This window comes from Dokdonia sp., assembly GCF_039945015.1.
Classification (GTDB): Bacteria; Bacteroidota; Bacteroidia; order Flavobacteriales; family Flavobacteriaceae; genus Dokdonia.
In genome coordinates this window covers 123299-139756 of sequence record NZ_JBDUXP010000004.1, presented here as the reverse complement: position 1 = coordinate 139756, position 16458 = coordinate 123299, and the positions used below count along the sequence as shown (strand labels likewise).

The following is a 16458-nucleotide window of genomic DNA, read 5'->3' as shown; positions in this document are numbered from 1 at the left end:
CCTATTATTAACTTTATAACACCTCATTTTGAGGTTGTTCTACACGTCCAGTTAATTTTTCTTTCCAGTTTGTCCACTTATATTTTTTTGAAAAAACAAACGTAAGTATAGGTAAGATAATAAATATAGGTATAATTTGACCCATCGCCGATGGTTCTGAAACATCAAGAAATATTGAATCTGTTTGTAAAGCGGTCCAATCTGATGTGACTAGTAGCGCTATAATCATATTATTTGCAGCATGAAAACCTAAGGCTAATTCCATCCCATCATCCATAAGTGTAATAATTCCCAAAAAGAGACCTATTCCTACATAAGCTGATAATACGATGTATCCTAATTTTTCAATTTCAGGATTAAGGCCATGCATCATTCCAAAAATAACAGAAGTAAACAATAGAGGTATCCATTTTCGTTTTAAAGCATCCGTTTTTAATAGGTTTATAACTGGATATAAAATAGAACACACTAATAGAGTAACACCAGTTGTTATCAATATATCAAATTCGAATATTAAAAGAATACTTAGAAATATGAAAGGAAAAATAGTTAGTAAAATCACAAAGATTCCAATAGCTTTATTCTTATTTACATTTATACCAATACCCTGCATAAGATATCCTCTAAATAAGAACTCTTCAAAACTTGTTTGTAATGGTAATATAAGTATTGTAATAGCTAGTAGTCCTAAAAACGGCATCAGGTTAAAATTCCATTGTAAACTCTCTGGAGATAAATAATAAGCAACCAATGTTGTAATAATCGAAAATGCTGCCCAGATACCAAATGCAAAAAACACCCTTTTCCAATCAAATTTTGATCTTGCCGTAAGCATCGTCACAAATTTTTGCTTATGTAGGTATTTTACAACTGGAATTAAAGCAATTAATCCTCCTATAAATGTAAATAACATGAGTAGTAAGTAGAGGTTATTTTCTCCTTCATATAAATCAATAAACATCTCTTGTGAAGATTCTGCAAACGTAGCAATGTCTGGAGCCCTCATAAAAGCACTACCTATTATAGGAATAGCACCTATGATTTGCCATCCTATAACAAATATGATTATAAATCCTATGATGTATCTCCATCCTTCTGATAACCCTTTATACGCCTGTTCTATAAACATAATTCATCTATTTTAAAATCCCAATCTGTCTGGGCATTGTATTTTAATGTTCCTTGTGCTACCTCTAAAGGTGCTTGTATATTATTTGTAAAAAGACTCCCTGTTCCTAATCCTTGTGGGCCTTTTGCTTTCAATTCATAAGTCCATTGTGCTATGGCATTCAATCCTATGTTACTTTCTAGGGCAGATGTAATCCACCACCCTATACCCAAAGCTTCTGCTTGATCAATCCACGCTTCACTACCTTGAAATCCTCCAATAAAACTTGGCTTCAATATAATGTATTGTGGCCGTATAGTTTGTAGCAATTCACGCTTTTTTATTACATCTACAATCCCTATTAATTCTTCATCTAGCGCAATTGGAGTAGGAGTATCTTCACATAGTATTCTCATCTGTTCCCAGTTACCTACCGGAATAGGTTGTTCTATAGAATGTATATCTAAATCTGATAATTGTGTTAGAATTTTTTTTGCTTTCGCGAAAGCAAAACCTCCATTAGCATCTACACGTAAGGTAATTTTTGAAGCATCATAGTGCCTTCTAATAAAAGCGAGTAATGCAAATTCTTTTTCTACATCAATGGCTCCGATTTTCATTTTTATACAATCAAAACCTGCTGCAAGCTTTTCATCAATTTGTTCCTTCATAAACACCTCATCTCCCATCCACACTAGACCATTAATCGGGATAGCATCATCTCCTTGTGTAAATTTTGAAGGGAAAAGTACAAAAGGATCTTTTGCTTCAAGAGATAAAAAAGCCATTTCTACACCAAATTGTATACTGGGGAATTCTTTTAATTCTTCCCATAATACCTCTGGACCTTTCTCGATGTTTGCACAAACCCATCGTAATCGTTCTTCATAGTCAGGTCGATCATCATAACTCAACCCTCGTAAAATTCCGCACTCTCCTATTCCTCTTTTACCACCGTCATATAATACAATATACCATGTCTCTTTTGTTTTTAAAATACCTCTAGAAGTTCCACTAGCTCTTTTAAAATCAAGAATATGTTTGTGATATGTAGCTTTCAAAAAAAGGACGTTATAGATTAAAAAATGAGAGTACAAAAAATAATATGGAGAGTAAAAAGGTAGATAAAGCAACCACCTTTAATTGAGGGTCTAATGCTGTATGGTCTTTTGTTTTTTGAACCTTCATAAAGTGTTTAAGTAAAGGTAAAAATGCAATACAACTTATAAATAACATAGGTTTTGCTTGAGACAATACCAAGTAACCTATCCAACTTAAAATACTCATCACAAAAAGAATGTTATGATATCGTAAAGCACCTTCTGAGCCTAGTAATACTGCAAGAGTATTCTTACCTACTTTTTGATCTTGTATTCTATCTCTCATATTATTAAGATGTAATACAGTGGTAGACAAAAGACCTATAGTCGTCGCTCCTAAAAACTGTTCTAATGGTAGCTTTTGAGCATATAAGAAATACGATCCCATAACACCAACTAAACCAAAAAACAGAAATACAAAAACATCGCCTAATCCCTTATATCCGTATGCACTTGTTCCTACGGTATATTTTATAGCAGCAATAATAGCACTTATTCCTAAAAAGATATATATGAGAGATATGATTAATTGGTCTGCTCCAAATGCCATATATATTAAGCAAATGACAACAATTGTTGTTAGTATTGATGTAAGTATGATTCCTTTTTTAAGATCTGATGCTGTAAGTAAACCACTTTGCATAGCTCTGACAGGACCTACTCTATCTTCATTATCTGTCCCTTTTACACCATCTCCATAATCATTTGCATAATTTGATAATACCTGAAACCCTAAGGTTGCAAGTAATGCAAGCAGGAAAATGTTCCAATTAAAAAAATCGGTACGAGCAGCCATTCCTCCTCCAACTAATATACCAGAAATAGATAACGGTAAAGTGCGCAATCTAGAGGCTTGAATCCAAGCTTTTACTGACGACATATATGAGTTTTTAATATTTTCAAAAGTACTTATTTTCTTTCGCTTTACGCGAAAAGGTGCTGACTTTAAACCTCATTTTAGTAGCTTAGCTTTTTAAACTAGCTCTCATGAAAAATAATACCCTCTATTTCCTTAGTGCATTACTCCTTTTACTTTCTGGTTGTAAAGAAGAAAAAACAGAAAAGAACACAGGTAATATTGTGGAAGAAGAGGCTGTAGTAACAACACCTTTTTTATGGGAAGCTGCAAATATGTACTTCTTATTGACAGATCGTTTTTATAATGGAGATCCATCTAATGATATGCATTTTGACAGGTCAAAAGAGACAGCCGTACTACGTGGTTTTGAAGGAGGTGATTTAAAAGGGATTAAAGACAAAATAGAAGAAGGCTATTTTAAAAAACTAGGTATAAATGCTCTTTGGTTTACTCCAGTGGTAGAGCAAGTACACGGTGCTGTAGATGAAGGCACAGGTGTAACTTATGGATACCATGGATATTGGACAAAAGACTGGACACAATTAGATCCAAATTTTGGAACTATGGAAGAGTTAAAGGCATTGGTAAATACAGCGCATCACCATGGGATTCGTATCGTGATGGACGTGGTTTTAAATCATACAGGTCCCGTAACAGATCAAGACCCGTTCTGGGGTACTGATTGGGCAAGGGAAGACCCAAACTGTGAGTTTTCAAATTATGAAAACACAACAGCTTGTAGTCTTGTCGAGAACTTACCAGACATACTTACTGAAAGCAAAACAGAAGTTGACTTACCGCAACTTCTTGTAGATACATGGAAAGCAGAAGGACGTTATGAACAAGAAATGAAAGAACTTGAATCATTTTTCTCTACAAATAATTATAAAAAAACACCCCGTAATTATATTATAAAATGGCTTACAGATTATGTGCGTGAATTAGGAATAGATGCATATCGTGTAGATACTACAAAGCATGTAGATGAAGCTTCTTGGGTCGTTCTTCGAGAACAAGCAGATATAGCTTTTGCAGCCTATAAATCCTCAAATCCAGAAAAAGTATTAGATAACAATGCCTTTTTTATGTTTGGAGAAGTGTATAATTACTCTGTAGATAATGGGCGTGCTTTTGATTTTGGAGATGGTACTACCGTTGATTATTTTGCTCATGGTTTTGATAATCTTATCAATTTTCAATTTAAATATGACGCTCAAAATGATTACGAACAACTTTTTAAAAAATACGATAGTATAAATAGTACCTCACATAAAGGAATAAGTATTACCAACTATGCAACTTCACATGATGATGGACAACCTTTTGATGTAGATCGTACAAAAGCAATAGAAACCGGAACTAAGTTATTACTCACTCCAGGAATGTCTCAAGTGTATTATGGAGACGAGAGTGCAAGAAATCTTATGATAGAAGGTACAAATGGAGATGCTACATTGCGTAGCTTTATGAATTGGGAAGATCAGCAAAATTCCCCAGAAACAAAGGCTATTTTAAAACATTGGCAAAAGCTTGGACAATTTAGAGCAAACCACCCTGCGGTGGGAGCTGGCAAACACACTAAATTAAATGATTCTCCATATATCTTTAGCCGTCACCTTAAAAAAGGCAACTATACAGATCATGTAATCATTGGTCTTAACCTTCCTTTTGGGAAGAAAGAATTTTCTGTTGGGGACGCTTTCGCGAAAGCAGAATACCTCATAGAATCTTACTCAAAACAAAAAGTAAGAGTAGTTGACGGGAAAGTAAGTTTTAGCTCTCCTTTTGATATTGTATTGCTAGAAAAAGGGAAATAAGTCTACCCTCCTACTTCTTGAAGAAAAGAGGCTATTACCTCTCCTACTCCTAAGGCTAAGGTAGGATTTGTAATTGCATTTGTCTCTACGTCAAAATTTTCTTGAAATGAAGGAAAACTAAAACTTTCGACAACGGCACCTCCCATATAAGGCAATGCACCTTTTGCAAATTCTAAGGCATTTTTACCACCTCTTGCTCCTGGTGATGTACTCATTAAAAGGATTTTCTTTCCACTCAAATAATTGCGATCTACACGAGAGAGCCAATCTATTATGTTTTTAAAAAAGGCAGAAACAGAACCATTATGCTCATTTACAGATAGAATAAGACCATCATGTTCTACTATTTTATTTTTAAGCATCGTCACTCCTACTGGAAAACCTTTATCTATTTCTTCATCTATAGAATACATTGGGATTTCGTAATCTGTAAGCTTTATAACAGATACAGATGCGCTTGTGATTTGTGTAGCAACATAGTTAATTAACTGTGCGTTAATAGATTTTTTACTATTACTCCCCGCAAAAGCTATAATTTTTTTCATCTACAAATAAATAAAGTAGTTCTAATTAAAATTGAAAATTAAAGATACTATATAAAAAGAAAAATAGTTGCCATTATGACAACCATTTTTCTTGTTACTCTATCAAATTTTACATTTGATATATGTAGTATATTTATAATTATAAACTAAATGTTAGTGTTGCTACAACTGCTGTATTTGTTCTATTAATAGCAGCTTGACTTGTTAGGCCTGTATTAAATAACGCTTGATTACGATCTTGTTCTGATCGATCTACGGCTACATCAAATTTTACATTCCTCCAGCTATATCCTGCTCCTACAGAATATCCTGTTAAGTCTCCAACAGTATTTCCATCTTCATACGGACTTTCTTGAAAGCGATATCCTGCTCGCAAACTCCATTCTTTTATTCTGTACTCTCCTCCTACTTTAAATGTAGAAACCGCCTTTAATGTATTTTCGATAGCGTTATTTTGTTCTATAAAGAAAGGATCATTTGTAGGTCTAAACGTTAAGTTTGAAAAATCTGAATATGAATAATCAACACTTAACAATCCTTTCTTTCCAAAAAGATATGCTATACTTCCTGTATATTTCCCTGGAACTCTTAGTTCATAATCCTGAAATACATTTGTAACTCTTGGGTCAATAGTCGCACTAAAATCGCCATCTACACCTCCTCCAAGTGTAGAAATACGTTGTGTTCCTTCTTCTGAAATAGTGTACCAAGTTGGAGAATCATATGTAAATCCTAGACGTAAATCCTGAGTTACTTTTGCAATAGTTCCTAATTGAAAAGAAAAACCATTTGATATAGTTCGCAAATTGTTTTCAAAACGAACGTCTGTAATTAAACTTTCATCGTTTGTATTTGTTTCAAATAAAATGGTAGACTGATTATGTTCCCCAAAATGGGAATTTAAATTTAATCCAAAGGATAATCGCTCATTATATTGAGCGCCTATATTAAATGAAGCTTTACTGTTGTATCCTTCAGAATTCAAAAGATACTCTTGATCAAAGGCATTTCCAGCTGTATTAACGATATAAGTTGTGTTATTATCATCAAAGTCTACAGGATCTATCAAAAATGATTGAAAGCCTAAAAATGCTTGTTGTGCTCCAAATCCTTCTTCTTCTCCTAAAAACTGATATAAACTTGAGATAGTCTCACCATCTAGAAGTTCTAATAAATTTAATGGAACTCCTTGAGCAAACTCTGAAAAATAATTAGCTATTGAAGTATTTCCTATTCCTGATGCTATAAACTCATCATCAAAATTTGAAGAACGGTCATAATTAAAAGCAAGCGTTATTTTATTCCACTTTGAACCTGTGTTATTTCCTATCACAAAAACTCCACCTGCTTGGTTAAATGACACATCTGTTTCTGATGTACTGTTATTGGTTCCAAAATAGTTTGTATCATTTGTATAAGCATCAACGGCAAGTGTAAAAGAAGTTGTTCCTCTTGTAAAAATGGCGCTACTTGCAGGATTAACGCCTATTGCACTTAAGTCTCCTCCTAATGCTCCAAAAGCTCCTCCGAGTGCTCTAAATCGAGCTGTCCCTGTCACATCTGTAGTCCCTAATCGCAATCCATCTGCTATACTTTGAGCATACGTTGTCCCAGTCACACATAAAAGTGCAATTATTATAAATAGTTTGTTCATGGATAATTAATTATCTGAATTATATATTCTTGAATTCTATTCTGGAAAAAAGAAATAGACTATCCCCTTCCTCCTCTTCTTGAAGATCCACCACTTCTTGAAGATCCTGAAGATCTAGAGCTCGAAGATCTACTACTTCTTGACGCTCCACTACTTCTTGATGAAGATGATGGTCTTGTATAAGACGGTCTTGATCTTGAGGATGATGGTCTTGTTGCAGGACGTGATGCTGGACGACTAGCTGGTCTTGCAGATCCTTGAGGACGAGACCCTCCTCTTGGTCTCGCATTTGAGTTAGGGCGAGAATTTCCTCCCCTAGTATAACTTGGACGAGAACTTCCATCAGAACGTCTTGCTGTAGAAGGACGTGTTCCATTACCTCTACTTGGGCGTGTCGCTGTTGCTCCTCCACGAGTTGTTCCATCTCTATATGTACTTCCGTTGCCTCTAGATGTGCTTCCGTTTCCTCTAGAAGAGTATCCGTTACCTCTACTATTTATAACAGTTCTAGGTCTTGTAGTACCTCTACCTCTCGAATATGTAGTTCTTGATCTAGTACGGCTTGCTATTGCATTTCTAGTTGATGCTCTTCTTGCATCTCTTTGTGCTACTGCAGAACTTGATGTTCTTCTTCCATTATGGTATGCTACACTATTTCTTCCTCTATTATATCTACTTCCAGAATATGCATAGTTATCATAATATCCTCCGTAACCAAATCCACCACCATAGAATCCTGCTCCGAAAAAAGGACGGTTAAAACCGTATCCAAAACAGTAATATGGATTGTAAAAGTTTCCATACCCAAAATAAGGGTTATAGAATCCTCCATAGCCAAAGCCTCCATAGCCAAATCCTCCATAGCCATAACCAAAACCTCCTCCATATCCAAAGCCATATCCTCCATAGAACCCACCGTAAAATGGTCTATTATTATATACATTTACAATAACACTCTCTGTTTCATCTCCCCAAGCACCACGATTAGAGTCATAACCATCTCCTTCTACATATTCAGCATCTTCTTCAGAAGAATACGAATCTACATCTGTAAAAATAGCATCCTCTTCTATAAGATCTTCTAAGGCTTCTGCCTCCTCTTCAAAATAATTTTTATAAGCTAACTTTGACGCACTAAGGTCGTCTGAAGATTTTTCTGTAGCTACTGTAGAAGAACTACCATTATATATCCCATCATCATCATAAACAGATTGTGAAGAGCTACATGAAAGTAACGTTAGTGTTGCCAGTCCTGAAAAAAGGAATGATTTTAGAGTGATTTTAAGAGTAGAAGAAAGTTGCATATCTCTAAAGTGTTTAATTGTTGTTCGCATTAAAAATAACTAATTTCGCATTAATTATTATTTGTCTAATATAGACACAAACTTTGTGCCAAAACAACTTTTTATGGGGAAGAATTTAACAAAAAGAAGCGAAGATTACTCAAAATGGTATAATGAGCTCGTTGTTCAAGCAGATTTAGCAGAAAATTCTGCTGTCCGTGGATGCATGGTCATAAAACCATATGGTTTTGCTATCTGGGAAAAAATGCAAGCAGAACTTGATAGAATGTTTAAAGAGACTGGACATCAAAATGCTTATTTTCCTCTTTTTGTTCCGAAAAGTCTTTTTGAGGCCGAAGAAAAAAATGCAGAAGGTTTTGCCAAAGAATGTGCAGTAGTTACACATTATAGACTTAAAACAGACCCAGACAATGATGGAAAACTTATTGTAGACCCTAATGCAAAGCTAGAAGAAGAACTTATTGTTAGGCCAACCAGTGAAGCTATTATATGGAATACGTATAGAGGGTGGATACAATCTTATAGAGATTTACCTTTATTAATAAACCAATGGGCAAATGTTGTACGTTGGGAGATGAGAACACGTTTATTTTTACGTACCGCAGAATTCTTATGGCAAGAAGGGCATACAGCTCATGCGACCAAAGATGAAGCACTTGCAGAAGCAGATCTTATGAATAATGTGTATGCAACATTTGTTGAGAATTTTCTAGCCGTTCCTGTAATTAAAGGGTTAAAAACCGAGAGTGAACGTTTTGCTGGAGCCGACGAAACGTTTTGTATAGAAGCATTAATGCAAGACGGCAAAGCTTTACAAGCGGGAACTTCTCATTTCTTAGGTCAAAATTTTGCAAAAGCATTTGATGTAAAATTTACAACTAACGAAGGTAAGCAAGAGCATGTATGGGCAACTTCTTGGGGAGTCTCTACACGCCTTATGGGAGCCCTTATTATGACGCATAGTGATGATCAAGGTCTTGTACTTCCTCCAAATTTAGCTCCATATCAAGTTGTGATTGTTCCTATATATAGAAATCAAGAACAACTAGAAGCTATATCACAGGTTGCAAATGAGATTGCAAATGATTTACGATTACATAATGTCTCTGTTAAGTTTGATAATAGAGATACGCACAAACCTGGATGGAAATTTAATGAGTATGAATTAAAAGGAGTTCCTTTACGTATAGGAATTGGCCCAAAAGACTTAGAAAAGAGAACGGTAGAATTAGCAAGAAGAGATACATTAACAAAAGAGTTTGTTGCAAAAGAGAGTATTGTTGATACAGTCGTTCAATTATTAAAAGAAATTCAAGAAAACTTATATACGAAGGCAAAAGATTATAGAGACAATCATATTACTGAGGTTCAAAACTTTGATGAATTTAAAGAGATACTGGAAGCTAAAGGAGGGTTTATAAGCGCTCACTGGGATGGCACCACTGAGACTGAAAACAAAATAAAAGAGCTTACAAAAGCGACGATACGATGTATTCCTTTAGACAATCCAAAAGAGGATGGTGTATGTGTTTATACAGGTGCTCCATCGACTCAAAGAGTACTATTTGCTAAGGCATATTAAATAGTTTTAAAAAAAGTTCAATTTAGATTTGTGTCGTATAAAAATAGTTGTATTTTTGCATCCGCAATTTGAGCAATTGTTCTAGGCCCGTTCGTCTATCGGCTAGGACGCATGGTTTTCATCCATGTAAGAGGGGTTCGATTCCCCTACGGGCTACAATACCAAAGTACGAGGTAAAAAGTACAAATTAAAAGAGCTAGTAACTCTTTCTTTTGAATTTGATATTTCAGACTTTACCTAGGCCCGTTCGTCTATCGGCTAGGACGCATGGTTTTCATCCATGTAAGAGGGGTTCGATTCCCCTACGGGCTACATATTTTATAATATAATTTAAGCAATTAAAGACAATGGCAAATCACAAGTCAGCATTAAAGAGAATAAGAAGTAACGAAGCTAAGAGACTGAGAAATAGATATCAGCACAGAACGACTCGTAACGCGATCAAGAAATTACGTGACCTTACTTCTAAGAAAGAAGCAGAAGCTCTTTACCCTGCTGTTATTTCTATGATAGACAAGCTTGCAAAACGCAATGTTATACATGATAACAAAGCTGCAAACTTAAAGTCAAAACTTGCAAAACACGTAGCAGCACTTTAAGAGTGTTTACCTATACAATATCAAAAACTTCTACGACTCTGTAGAAGTTTTTTTGTTATTTATAATATATGTGTATAGTCCATAAATAGACTATAAAAATTATAAAATATATCATTGCAAAAGTAATTTTAAATTGTACTTTTGCATCCGCTTAGGATAACCTCTGACGAAAATCGTGAATGTTGTACTAACCTAAAAAAACATTAAAATCCATAATTATGGAAGATTTAGTAAAATTTGTACAAAACGAATTTATCACAAAGAATGAATTACCAGAATTTAGTGCTGGTGATACCATTACTGTGTATTACGAAATTAAGGAAGGTGAAAAAAGCCGTACTCAGTTCTTTAGAGGAGTCGTTATCCAATTAAGAGGAACAGGAAGAACTCAAACATTTACGATTAGAAAAATGTCTGGAACTGTTGGTGTAGAGCGTGTTTTCCCATTAAACTTACCAGCTATCCAAAAGATAGAAGTAAACAAACGTGGTAGTGTACGTAGAGCTCGTATATACTACTTTAGAGGACTTACAGGTAAGAAAGCCCGTATTAAAGAAAAGCGTTCTTAAGATCTTTTTAAAATCATATAAAAAAGCCTTCGATGATCATCGAAGGCTTTTTTATGCACAATTGTTAATAACCTAAGTTCATAAACAGTTGATAACTAAATATATACTGTTTTTCCATTTGTATATGAATAATGATTACTTTTATATTAATGCTACTACAAAATGGCATTAGCTCATCATTGTATTAGCCATACGGTTTCAAACATAGTATTTATATTATTAAGAGACTTGGTCGTGTCAGACTAATAAGAAAAGCTGCAAAAGCTAGATAAGTACCATAGTAGTGATGTTCAGTTATTACATTGTTATTCTAATCGAAGAATCTTAAGTAAATGACAGACCGCATCAAAGCATACTATCAAGGACTTTAAGTAACTGATATATGTTTTGGAGGTATATTCAACAGTTTTAGGTCTATAATATTCCTAAATATAAACGTAACAAGTTTACTGGTAAAAGAAGATGCCTAAAAAGCCATATCAAGCATGTATTTGCATTGATATGGCTTTTGTCATTTTTATACCAATGCTATTTTTCAATAAACAACACAGGTTTTATAATTAAAATCCAAGAGCATTAAGACAACTTCTTTAAATTAAACCCCTATAATCATTGAAACAATCACTCTTTTGTAATATACTGACATATATTATAAGAGTCATTGCTCTCTCCCTTCCTATTCTAACAACTCAACGGTTATCTATTCTCTTTCATAGGATTATTTTGTAGCAAATAAATATTTCACAAAACATTAACCACATACTCCTCTATATCCTATTATAATAAATGCTTCGTAATAGCTATATTTGCACTCCTTTTTAAGTCCTCTTTTGACTTATAGACTAAGGATAAAAAATCTTTATATGGCAAACGATACAACTATCATTAAATATACGTTTACAGACGAAGCGCCAATGCTAGCAACGCATTCCTTCTTACCAATTGTAAAACGTTTTACTCAATCATCTAATATTGAAATAGACACAGAAGATATTTCCCTTGCTGGAAGGATCATTTCAAACTTCTCTGACTTTTTAACAGAGGATCAAAAACAAGATGATTCTTTAGGAGATTTAGGAACACTTGCAAAAAAACCAGAAGCAAACATTATTAAGTTGCCTAACATTAGTGCTTCTATACCTCAACTTACTGCTGCCATAAAAGAATTACAAGATCACGGATATGCAATTCCTGATTTTCCTGAAGAGCCAGAAACAGATGAAGAAAAAGCAATACGTAAGCGTTATTCTAAGGTTTTAGGAAGTGCTGTAAACCCAGTATTACGAGAAGGTAATTCTGATCGTCGCGCTCCTAAGCCAGTAAAGCAATATGCAAGAAATAATCCACATAGCATGGGTGCTTGGACTGCAGACTCTGCATCTCACGTAGCTACTATGGAAAGTGGTGATTTTTGTCATAACGAAAAATCAACAACAATTACGCAAGCTGGTAATGTACGTATTGAACATACTGATGCTTCTGGAAATAAAACAGTTCTTAAAGCAGAAACTCCCGTTTTAAAAGATGAAATTATCGATTCATCTGTGATGAATAAGAAAGCACTTGTTACTTTTTTGGAAGAACAAGTAAGCGATGCAAAAGACAAAGGCATCTTATTTTCATTACACATGAAAGCAACCATGATGAAGGTATCTGATCCTATCATTTTTGGACATGCTGTTCGCGTATTTTTTGCGCCTGTATTTGAAAAATATGAAACCGTATTTGAAGAAATAGGTGTTGATGTAAATAACGGTTTTGGAGATTTACTTTCTAAAATCCAAGAATTACCAGAAACACAACGCACAGAAATAGAACATGCGATTACTGCTTGTTATGCAGACCGCCCTAGTGTAGCTATGGTAAACTCTGATAAAGGGATTACAAACCTGCACGTTCCAAGTGATGTTATTATCGATGCATCTATGCCAGCGATGATCCGTACTTCTGGAAAAATGTGGAATACAGATGGAAAATTACAGGACACAAAAGCTGTTATTCCTGATAGTAGTTATGCTGGCATATACCAAGAGACTTTTGATTTCTGTAAAAAGCACGGTGCTTTTGATCCTACAACAATGGGGACAGTACCTAATGTAGGACTTATGGCTCAAAAGGCAGAAGAGTATGGATCTCACGACAAAACATTTGAAATAGAAAGCGACGGTACAGTTGCTGTTATAGATGATCATGGGAACACACTTTTAGAACATCCCGTTTCTACAGGTGATATCTGGAGAATGTGTCAAGTAAAAGATGCACCTATCCAAGATTGGGTAAAACTTGCTGTAAATAGAGCGAGAGCTACACAAACACCTGCTATTTTCTGGTTAGATAAAAATAGAGCACACGATGCTCAATTAATAGAAAAGGTACAGGTATATCTTAATGATCACGATACCAATGGACTTGACATTCAGGTTATGTCTCCAGTAGAAGCAACACGATATACATTAGAGAGAATAAAGAAAGGAGAAGATACCATCTCTGTTACAGGAAATGTATTAAGAGATTATAATACAGACCTCTTCCCTATTTTAGAACTAGGTACAAGTGCAAAAATGCTTTCTATTGTTCCTCTTATGAATGGTGGTGGTTTATTTGAAACAGGAGCTGGTGGATCTGCTCCAAAACACATCCAACAGTTTTTACAAGAAGGACACCTTAGATGGGATTCTCTTGGAGAATTCTTAGCACTTGCTGTTTCTCTAGAACATACATCAGAAGCAACAGGAAACAAACGTGCTGCTATCCTTGCCGAAGCACTAGATGAGGCTACTATAAAATTCTTAGCAAATAAGAAATCTCCATCTCGTAAAGTAAACGAGTTAGATAATAGAGGGAGTCACTTCTATCTTGCTATGTATTGGGCACAAGAGCTTGCGAGTCAAGATCTAGATCAAGATATCAAAAATGAGTTCGCATCTATTGCAGAAGCCATGGCAAAACAAGAACAAACGATTATAGAAGAATTAAATAATGCACAAGGGTCACCTATGGACATAGGAGGATATTATCACGTAAATTCTGCAAAGACAACTGCTGCGATGAGACCTAGTGCTACTTTTAATGCTATTATAGACGCTTAAGTACGCTTTCGCGAAAGCGTATACAGTATTATTATAATATATAAGTAAACAAAAAAACGAGTGCTAAATAGCACTCGTTTTTCATTTATAAAACCTCAACCTAACTTAACTTTTATTTTTTTAATACTCTTTTAGTTACTTCTCCTCTATCTGTTTTAATCACTAAGAAGTACATCCCATTTGCAAATGAAGAAACATCTATAGATGTTGTCTGATCGTTTGCATCTTTAGATAAAATAACCCTTCCTTGCACATCATACATTTGTACAGTCTGTATCCTAGAAGTAGCTTCTATCGTTACCACAGTATCGCTTGGATTTGGATATAGCGCAACAGAAATCTCTTCTCCAAACTCATCTACAGATAGGGTTTCAAAAGTCGTATCCGCCATATTTGTAGTTACTGGAAAATTAAAGTCAAAATAAATATTAGCTTCATTAGACACAATATCACTTATGACTAGGTTTCCATTTGTTTTCATTTTAAGCAGGATATTTCCATGTCCGCCTGTGCTTAGACTAATATTTTCAAATATAAACTCTATGAGGTTATTGTTAATACTAACACTCATCTCATCTGAAGCATTCAAAATTTGTAATGTATTTATATCAAAATCATCTGGATTAATCTCTGCTGTTACTACAACATTTTGTGCTATAGCATTTCCTGTATTTTCAAAATTTATAACATAATGTAAATAGTCTCCTATAAGTGTAGAAGGTGCTACATCTCCTTGTAAACAGATAATATCATTAGGGTCAAAAGATCCTATCACAATCTCATCATACACAAAAGTATTATCATCAGGTGTTTCATCTGCCTGACCAGTACTAATATTGCTTGTAAAAGTTAGTACATCATTAATATTTACAGGTGGTGTTTCTGTTGGATCATTTACATTTAAAACGATCTCTACAAACCTATTTTCAAAAGGTTGCAGATCTATAAAATCAAATGACAATAACCCTGTATTTTGAGAATCTGGTGCCGTTGTCGAAGACACAAAATCTAATACAGTATCATCATATGCAAAATCTACAGTTCCAGAAAGCACCTGGTTTCCTTTGTTTTTATAAACTAACCTGTACGTTGCATCAAATCCTGGTCTCGAACGGAAGATAGGTGCTATCACAATCTCTGCATCAGGACGAACTCCATTTGCCGTAATACAAAAATCTTGAATGATAGTACTGTTATCTATTACTGTGACAGGTACATCTGCTGGTGAGGGTGTTGCTATAAAATAATCTGGATTCTCAAAATTTGCTGTAATAGAGTATGTTCCTATATCTCCCACATATAAATCATAGACACCCATTTCATCAGTATACACCAATGATCCAGTTGAGCTGGCATCAAGATCTACATCAAAACTCAGATAAGGAATTGCAAAATCTCCTGGATCACACCCATCATTATTTGCATCAAATTGTGCAGTTCCTGTGATGGTATTAAAGTTTCCTCCTGGCGGTATGCTACAATATGAATTTACATGATAGTTTGCGCCTGCAAATCCTTGAATTTGTGCAACCTGATCCTCATCTGCACACACGTATACTAAATTTGGGTTATTCCCAAAATCCCAATTTTCTTGCCAACTACCGGCGTCTATATCTTCACTTTCATCACTTCCGTTTTTTATAAAAACAGTTTCTAAAAATTGATTCCCTGCTATAGCCAAGGATGTCAAATTAAAATTATTACTACAATCTAGCGACAAAAGGTTTGTTCCCGATAATCCAAGCATTTGAAGGGAAGGACAGTTAGAAAGATCTATATCTGATAAAGGGTTTGACCAGGCTTGTAATACAGTTAGATTTAAATTATTAGATATATTAAGGGTTGTTATTTGGTTTTGAAAACATTGAAGAGTTTCTAATGCTGTGTTAGAAGAAACATCTAGTGACGTTAATTGATTTTGATTACAATTAAGCCCTGTCATATTTACAAATGCTTCTATTCCTTGTAAATTTGCTATATTCTCACCAACAACATTAAGCATCCCAGTAAACGCTGCTGCTTCTGCAACCTGTATCTCTCCATCGTTATTTGTATCGACTCCTAGAGCTATCAAACTACTTTTAAAATTGGCATCAGGGACATTTACAATTTGTGCATTTGTCAAGCCAGCAACAAAAAGTAATAAGAGTGTGATTTTTTTCATCGTTTTTTAATTTTAAATAAACTTACTATCCATTTATCAATTTTTAATAGGTAAATGAGTAAGTGATG

12 protein-coding genes and 2 tRNA genes are annotated in these 16458 nt (G+C 34.6%); 7 read left to right on the top strand and 7 right to left on the bottom strand.

Annotated elements, in window-relative coordinates; all coding sequences use genetic code 11:
- Positions 1 to 13: 13 nt before the first annotated feature.
- The 3 genes from ABJD27_RS02795 to menA are packed head-to-tail and all read right to left on the bottom strand — an operon-like array spanning position 14 to position 3088.
- Entirely contained in the window at positions 14 to 1129 is a 1116-nt protein-coding gene (locus ABJD27_RS02795) for a CPBP family glutamic-type intramembrane protease (RefSeq protein WP_348171396.1), read from the bottom strand.
- Complete coding sequence (gene menC / locus ABJD27_RS02790) at positions 1120 to 2169, bottom strand: o-succinylbenzoate synthase (RefSeq protein WP_348171399.1); 1050 nt, start codon at positions 2167 to 2169, stop codon at positions 1120 to 1122. Before menC ends, ABJD27_RS02795 begins: the two co-directional genes overlap by 10 nt.
- A 10-nt stretch (positions 2170 to 2179) precedes the next feature.
- A complete protein-coding gene (gene menA / locus ABJD27_RS02785) occupies positions 2180 to 3088 on the bottom strand; it encodes a 1,4-dihydroxy-2-naphthoate octaprenyltransferase (protein ID WP_348171402.1) in 909 nt (302 codons plus the stop codon).
- A 107-nt stretch (positions 3089 to 3195) separates the two neighbouring features.
- Here menA and ABJD27_RS02780 point away from each other — a divergent pair, with 107 nt between their 5' ends.
- Positions 3196 to 4884, top strand: coding sequence for an alpha-amylase family glycosyl hydrolase (locus ABJD27_RS02780; protein ID WP_348171405.1), 1689 nt, complete (start codon positions 3196 to 3198; stop codon positions 4882 to 4884).
- 2 nt (positions 4885 to 4886) lie between these two features.
- On the opposite strand, the gene ABJD27_RS02775 is transcribed toward ABJD27_RS02780, so the two are convergent.
- The 3 genes from ABJD27_RS02775 to ABJD27_RS02765 all read right to left on the bottom strand — a co-directional run bounded on the left by ABJD27_RS02775 (position 4887) and on the right by ABJD27_RS02765 (position 8417).
- Positions 4887 to 5429 carry an NAD(P)H-dependent oxidoreductase gene (locus ABJD27_RS02775; protein WP_348171408.1) on the bottom strand — a complete coding sequence of 181 codons (543 nt, stop codon included), beginning with the start codon at positions 5427 to 5429 and terminating at the stop codon, positions 4887 to 4889.
- 139 nt (positions 5430 to 5568) lie between these two features.
- Positions 5569 to 7083 (bottom strand): outer membrane protein transport protein, encoded by a 1515-nt coding sequence (locus tag ABJD27_RS02770; protein ID WP_348171411.1) that lies wholly within the window; start codon positions 7081 to 7083, stop codon positions 5569 to 5571.
- A gap of 59 nt (positions 7084 to 7142) precedes the next feature.
- The gene (locus ABJD27_RS02765) at positions 7143 to 8417 is read right to left on the bottom strand and encodes a hypothetical protein (protein WP_348171414.1); all 1275 of its coding nucleotides are present in this window, start codon (positions 8415 to 8417) and stop codon (positions 7143 to 7145) included.
- Between the two features lie 73 nt (positions 8418 to 8490).
- Here ABJD27_RS02765 and proS point away from each other — a divergent pair, with 73 nt between their 5' ends.
- From proS to ABJD27_RS02735, 6 genes are all read left to right on the top strand, one after another.
- Positions 8491 to 9969, top strand: a complete 1479-nt coding sequence (gene proS, locus ABJD27_RS02760) for a proline--tRNA ligase (protein WP_348171417.1) — start codon at positions 8491 to 8493, stop codon at positions 9967 to 9969.
- A gap of 84 nt (positions 9970 to 10053) precedes the next feature.
- Positions 10054 to 10125 (top strand) — tRNA-Glu (locus tag ABJD27_RS02755).
- Positions 10126 to 10209: 84 nt separating this feature from the next.
- A tRNA-Glu gene (locus ABJD27_RS02750) sits at positions 10210 to 10281 on the top strand.
- 35 nt (positions 10282 to 10316) lie between these two features.
- Positions 10317 to 10568, top strand: a complete 252-nt coding sequence (gene rpsT / locus ABJD27_RS02745; protein WP_348171420.1) for a 30S ribosomal protein S20 — start codon at positions 10317 to 10319, stop codon at positions 10566 to 10568.
- A 218-nt stretch (positions 10569 to 10786) separates the two neighbouring features.
- Positions 10787 to 11137, top strand: a complete 351-nt coding sequence (rplS, locus tag ABJD27_RS02740) for a 50S ribosomal protein L19 (protein ID WP_348171422.1) — start codon at positions 10787 to 10789, stop codon at positions 11135 to 11137.
- Positions 11138 to 12000: 863 nt separating this feature from the next.
- Positions 12001 to 14226 carry an NADP-dependent isocitrate dehydrogenase gene (locus ABJD27_RS02735; RefSeq protein WP_348171425.1) on the top strand — a complete coding sequence of 742 codons (2226 nt, stop codon included), beginning with the start codon at positions 12001 to 12003 and terminating at the stop codon, positions 14224 to 14226.
- A gap of 112 nt (positions 14227 to 14338) precedes the next feature.
- On the opposite strand, the gene ABJD27_RS02730 is transcribed toward ABJD27_RS02735, so the two are convergent.
- Positions 14339 to 16390 carry a T9SS type A sorting domain-containing protein gene (locus tag ABJD27_RS02730; protein ID WP_348171428.1) on the bottom strand — a complete coding sequence of 684 codons (2052 nt, stop codon included), beginning with the start codon at positions 16388 to 16390 and terminating at the stop codon, positions 14339 to 14341.
- Between the last annotated feature and the right edge of the window lie 68 nt (positions 16391 to 16458).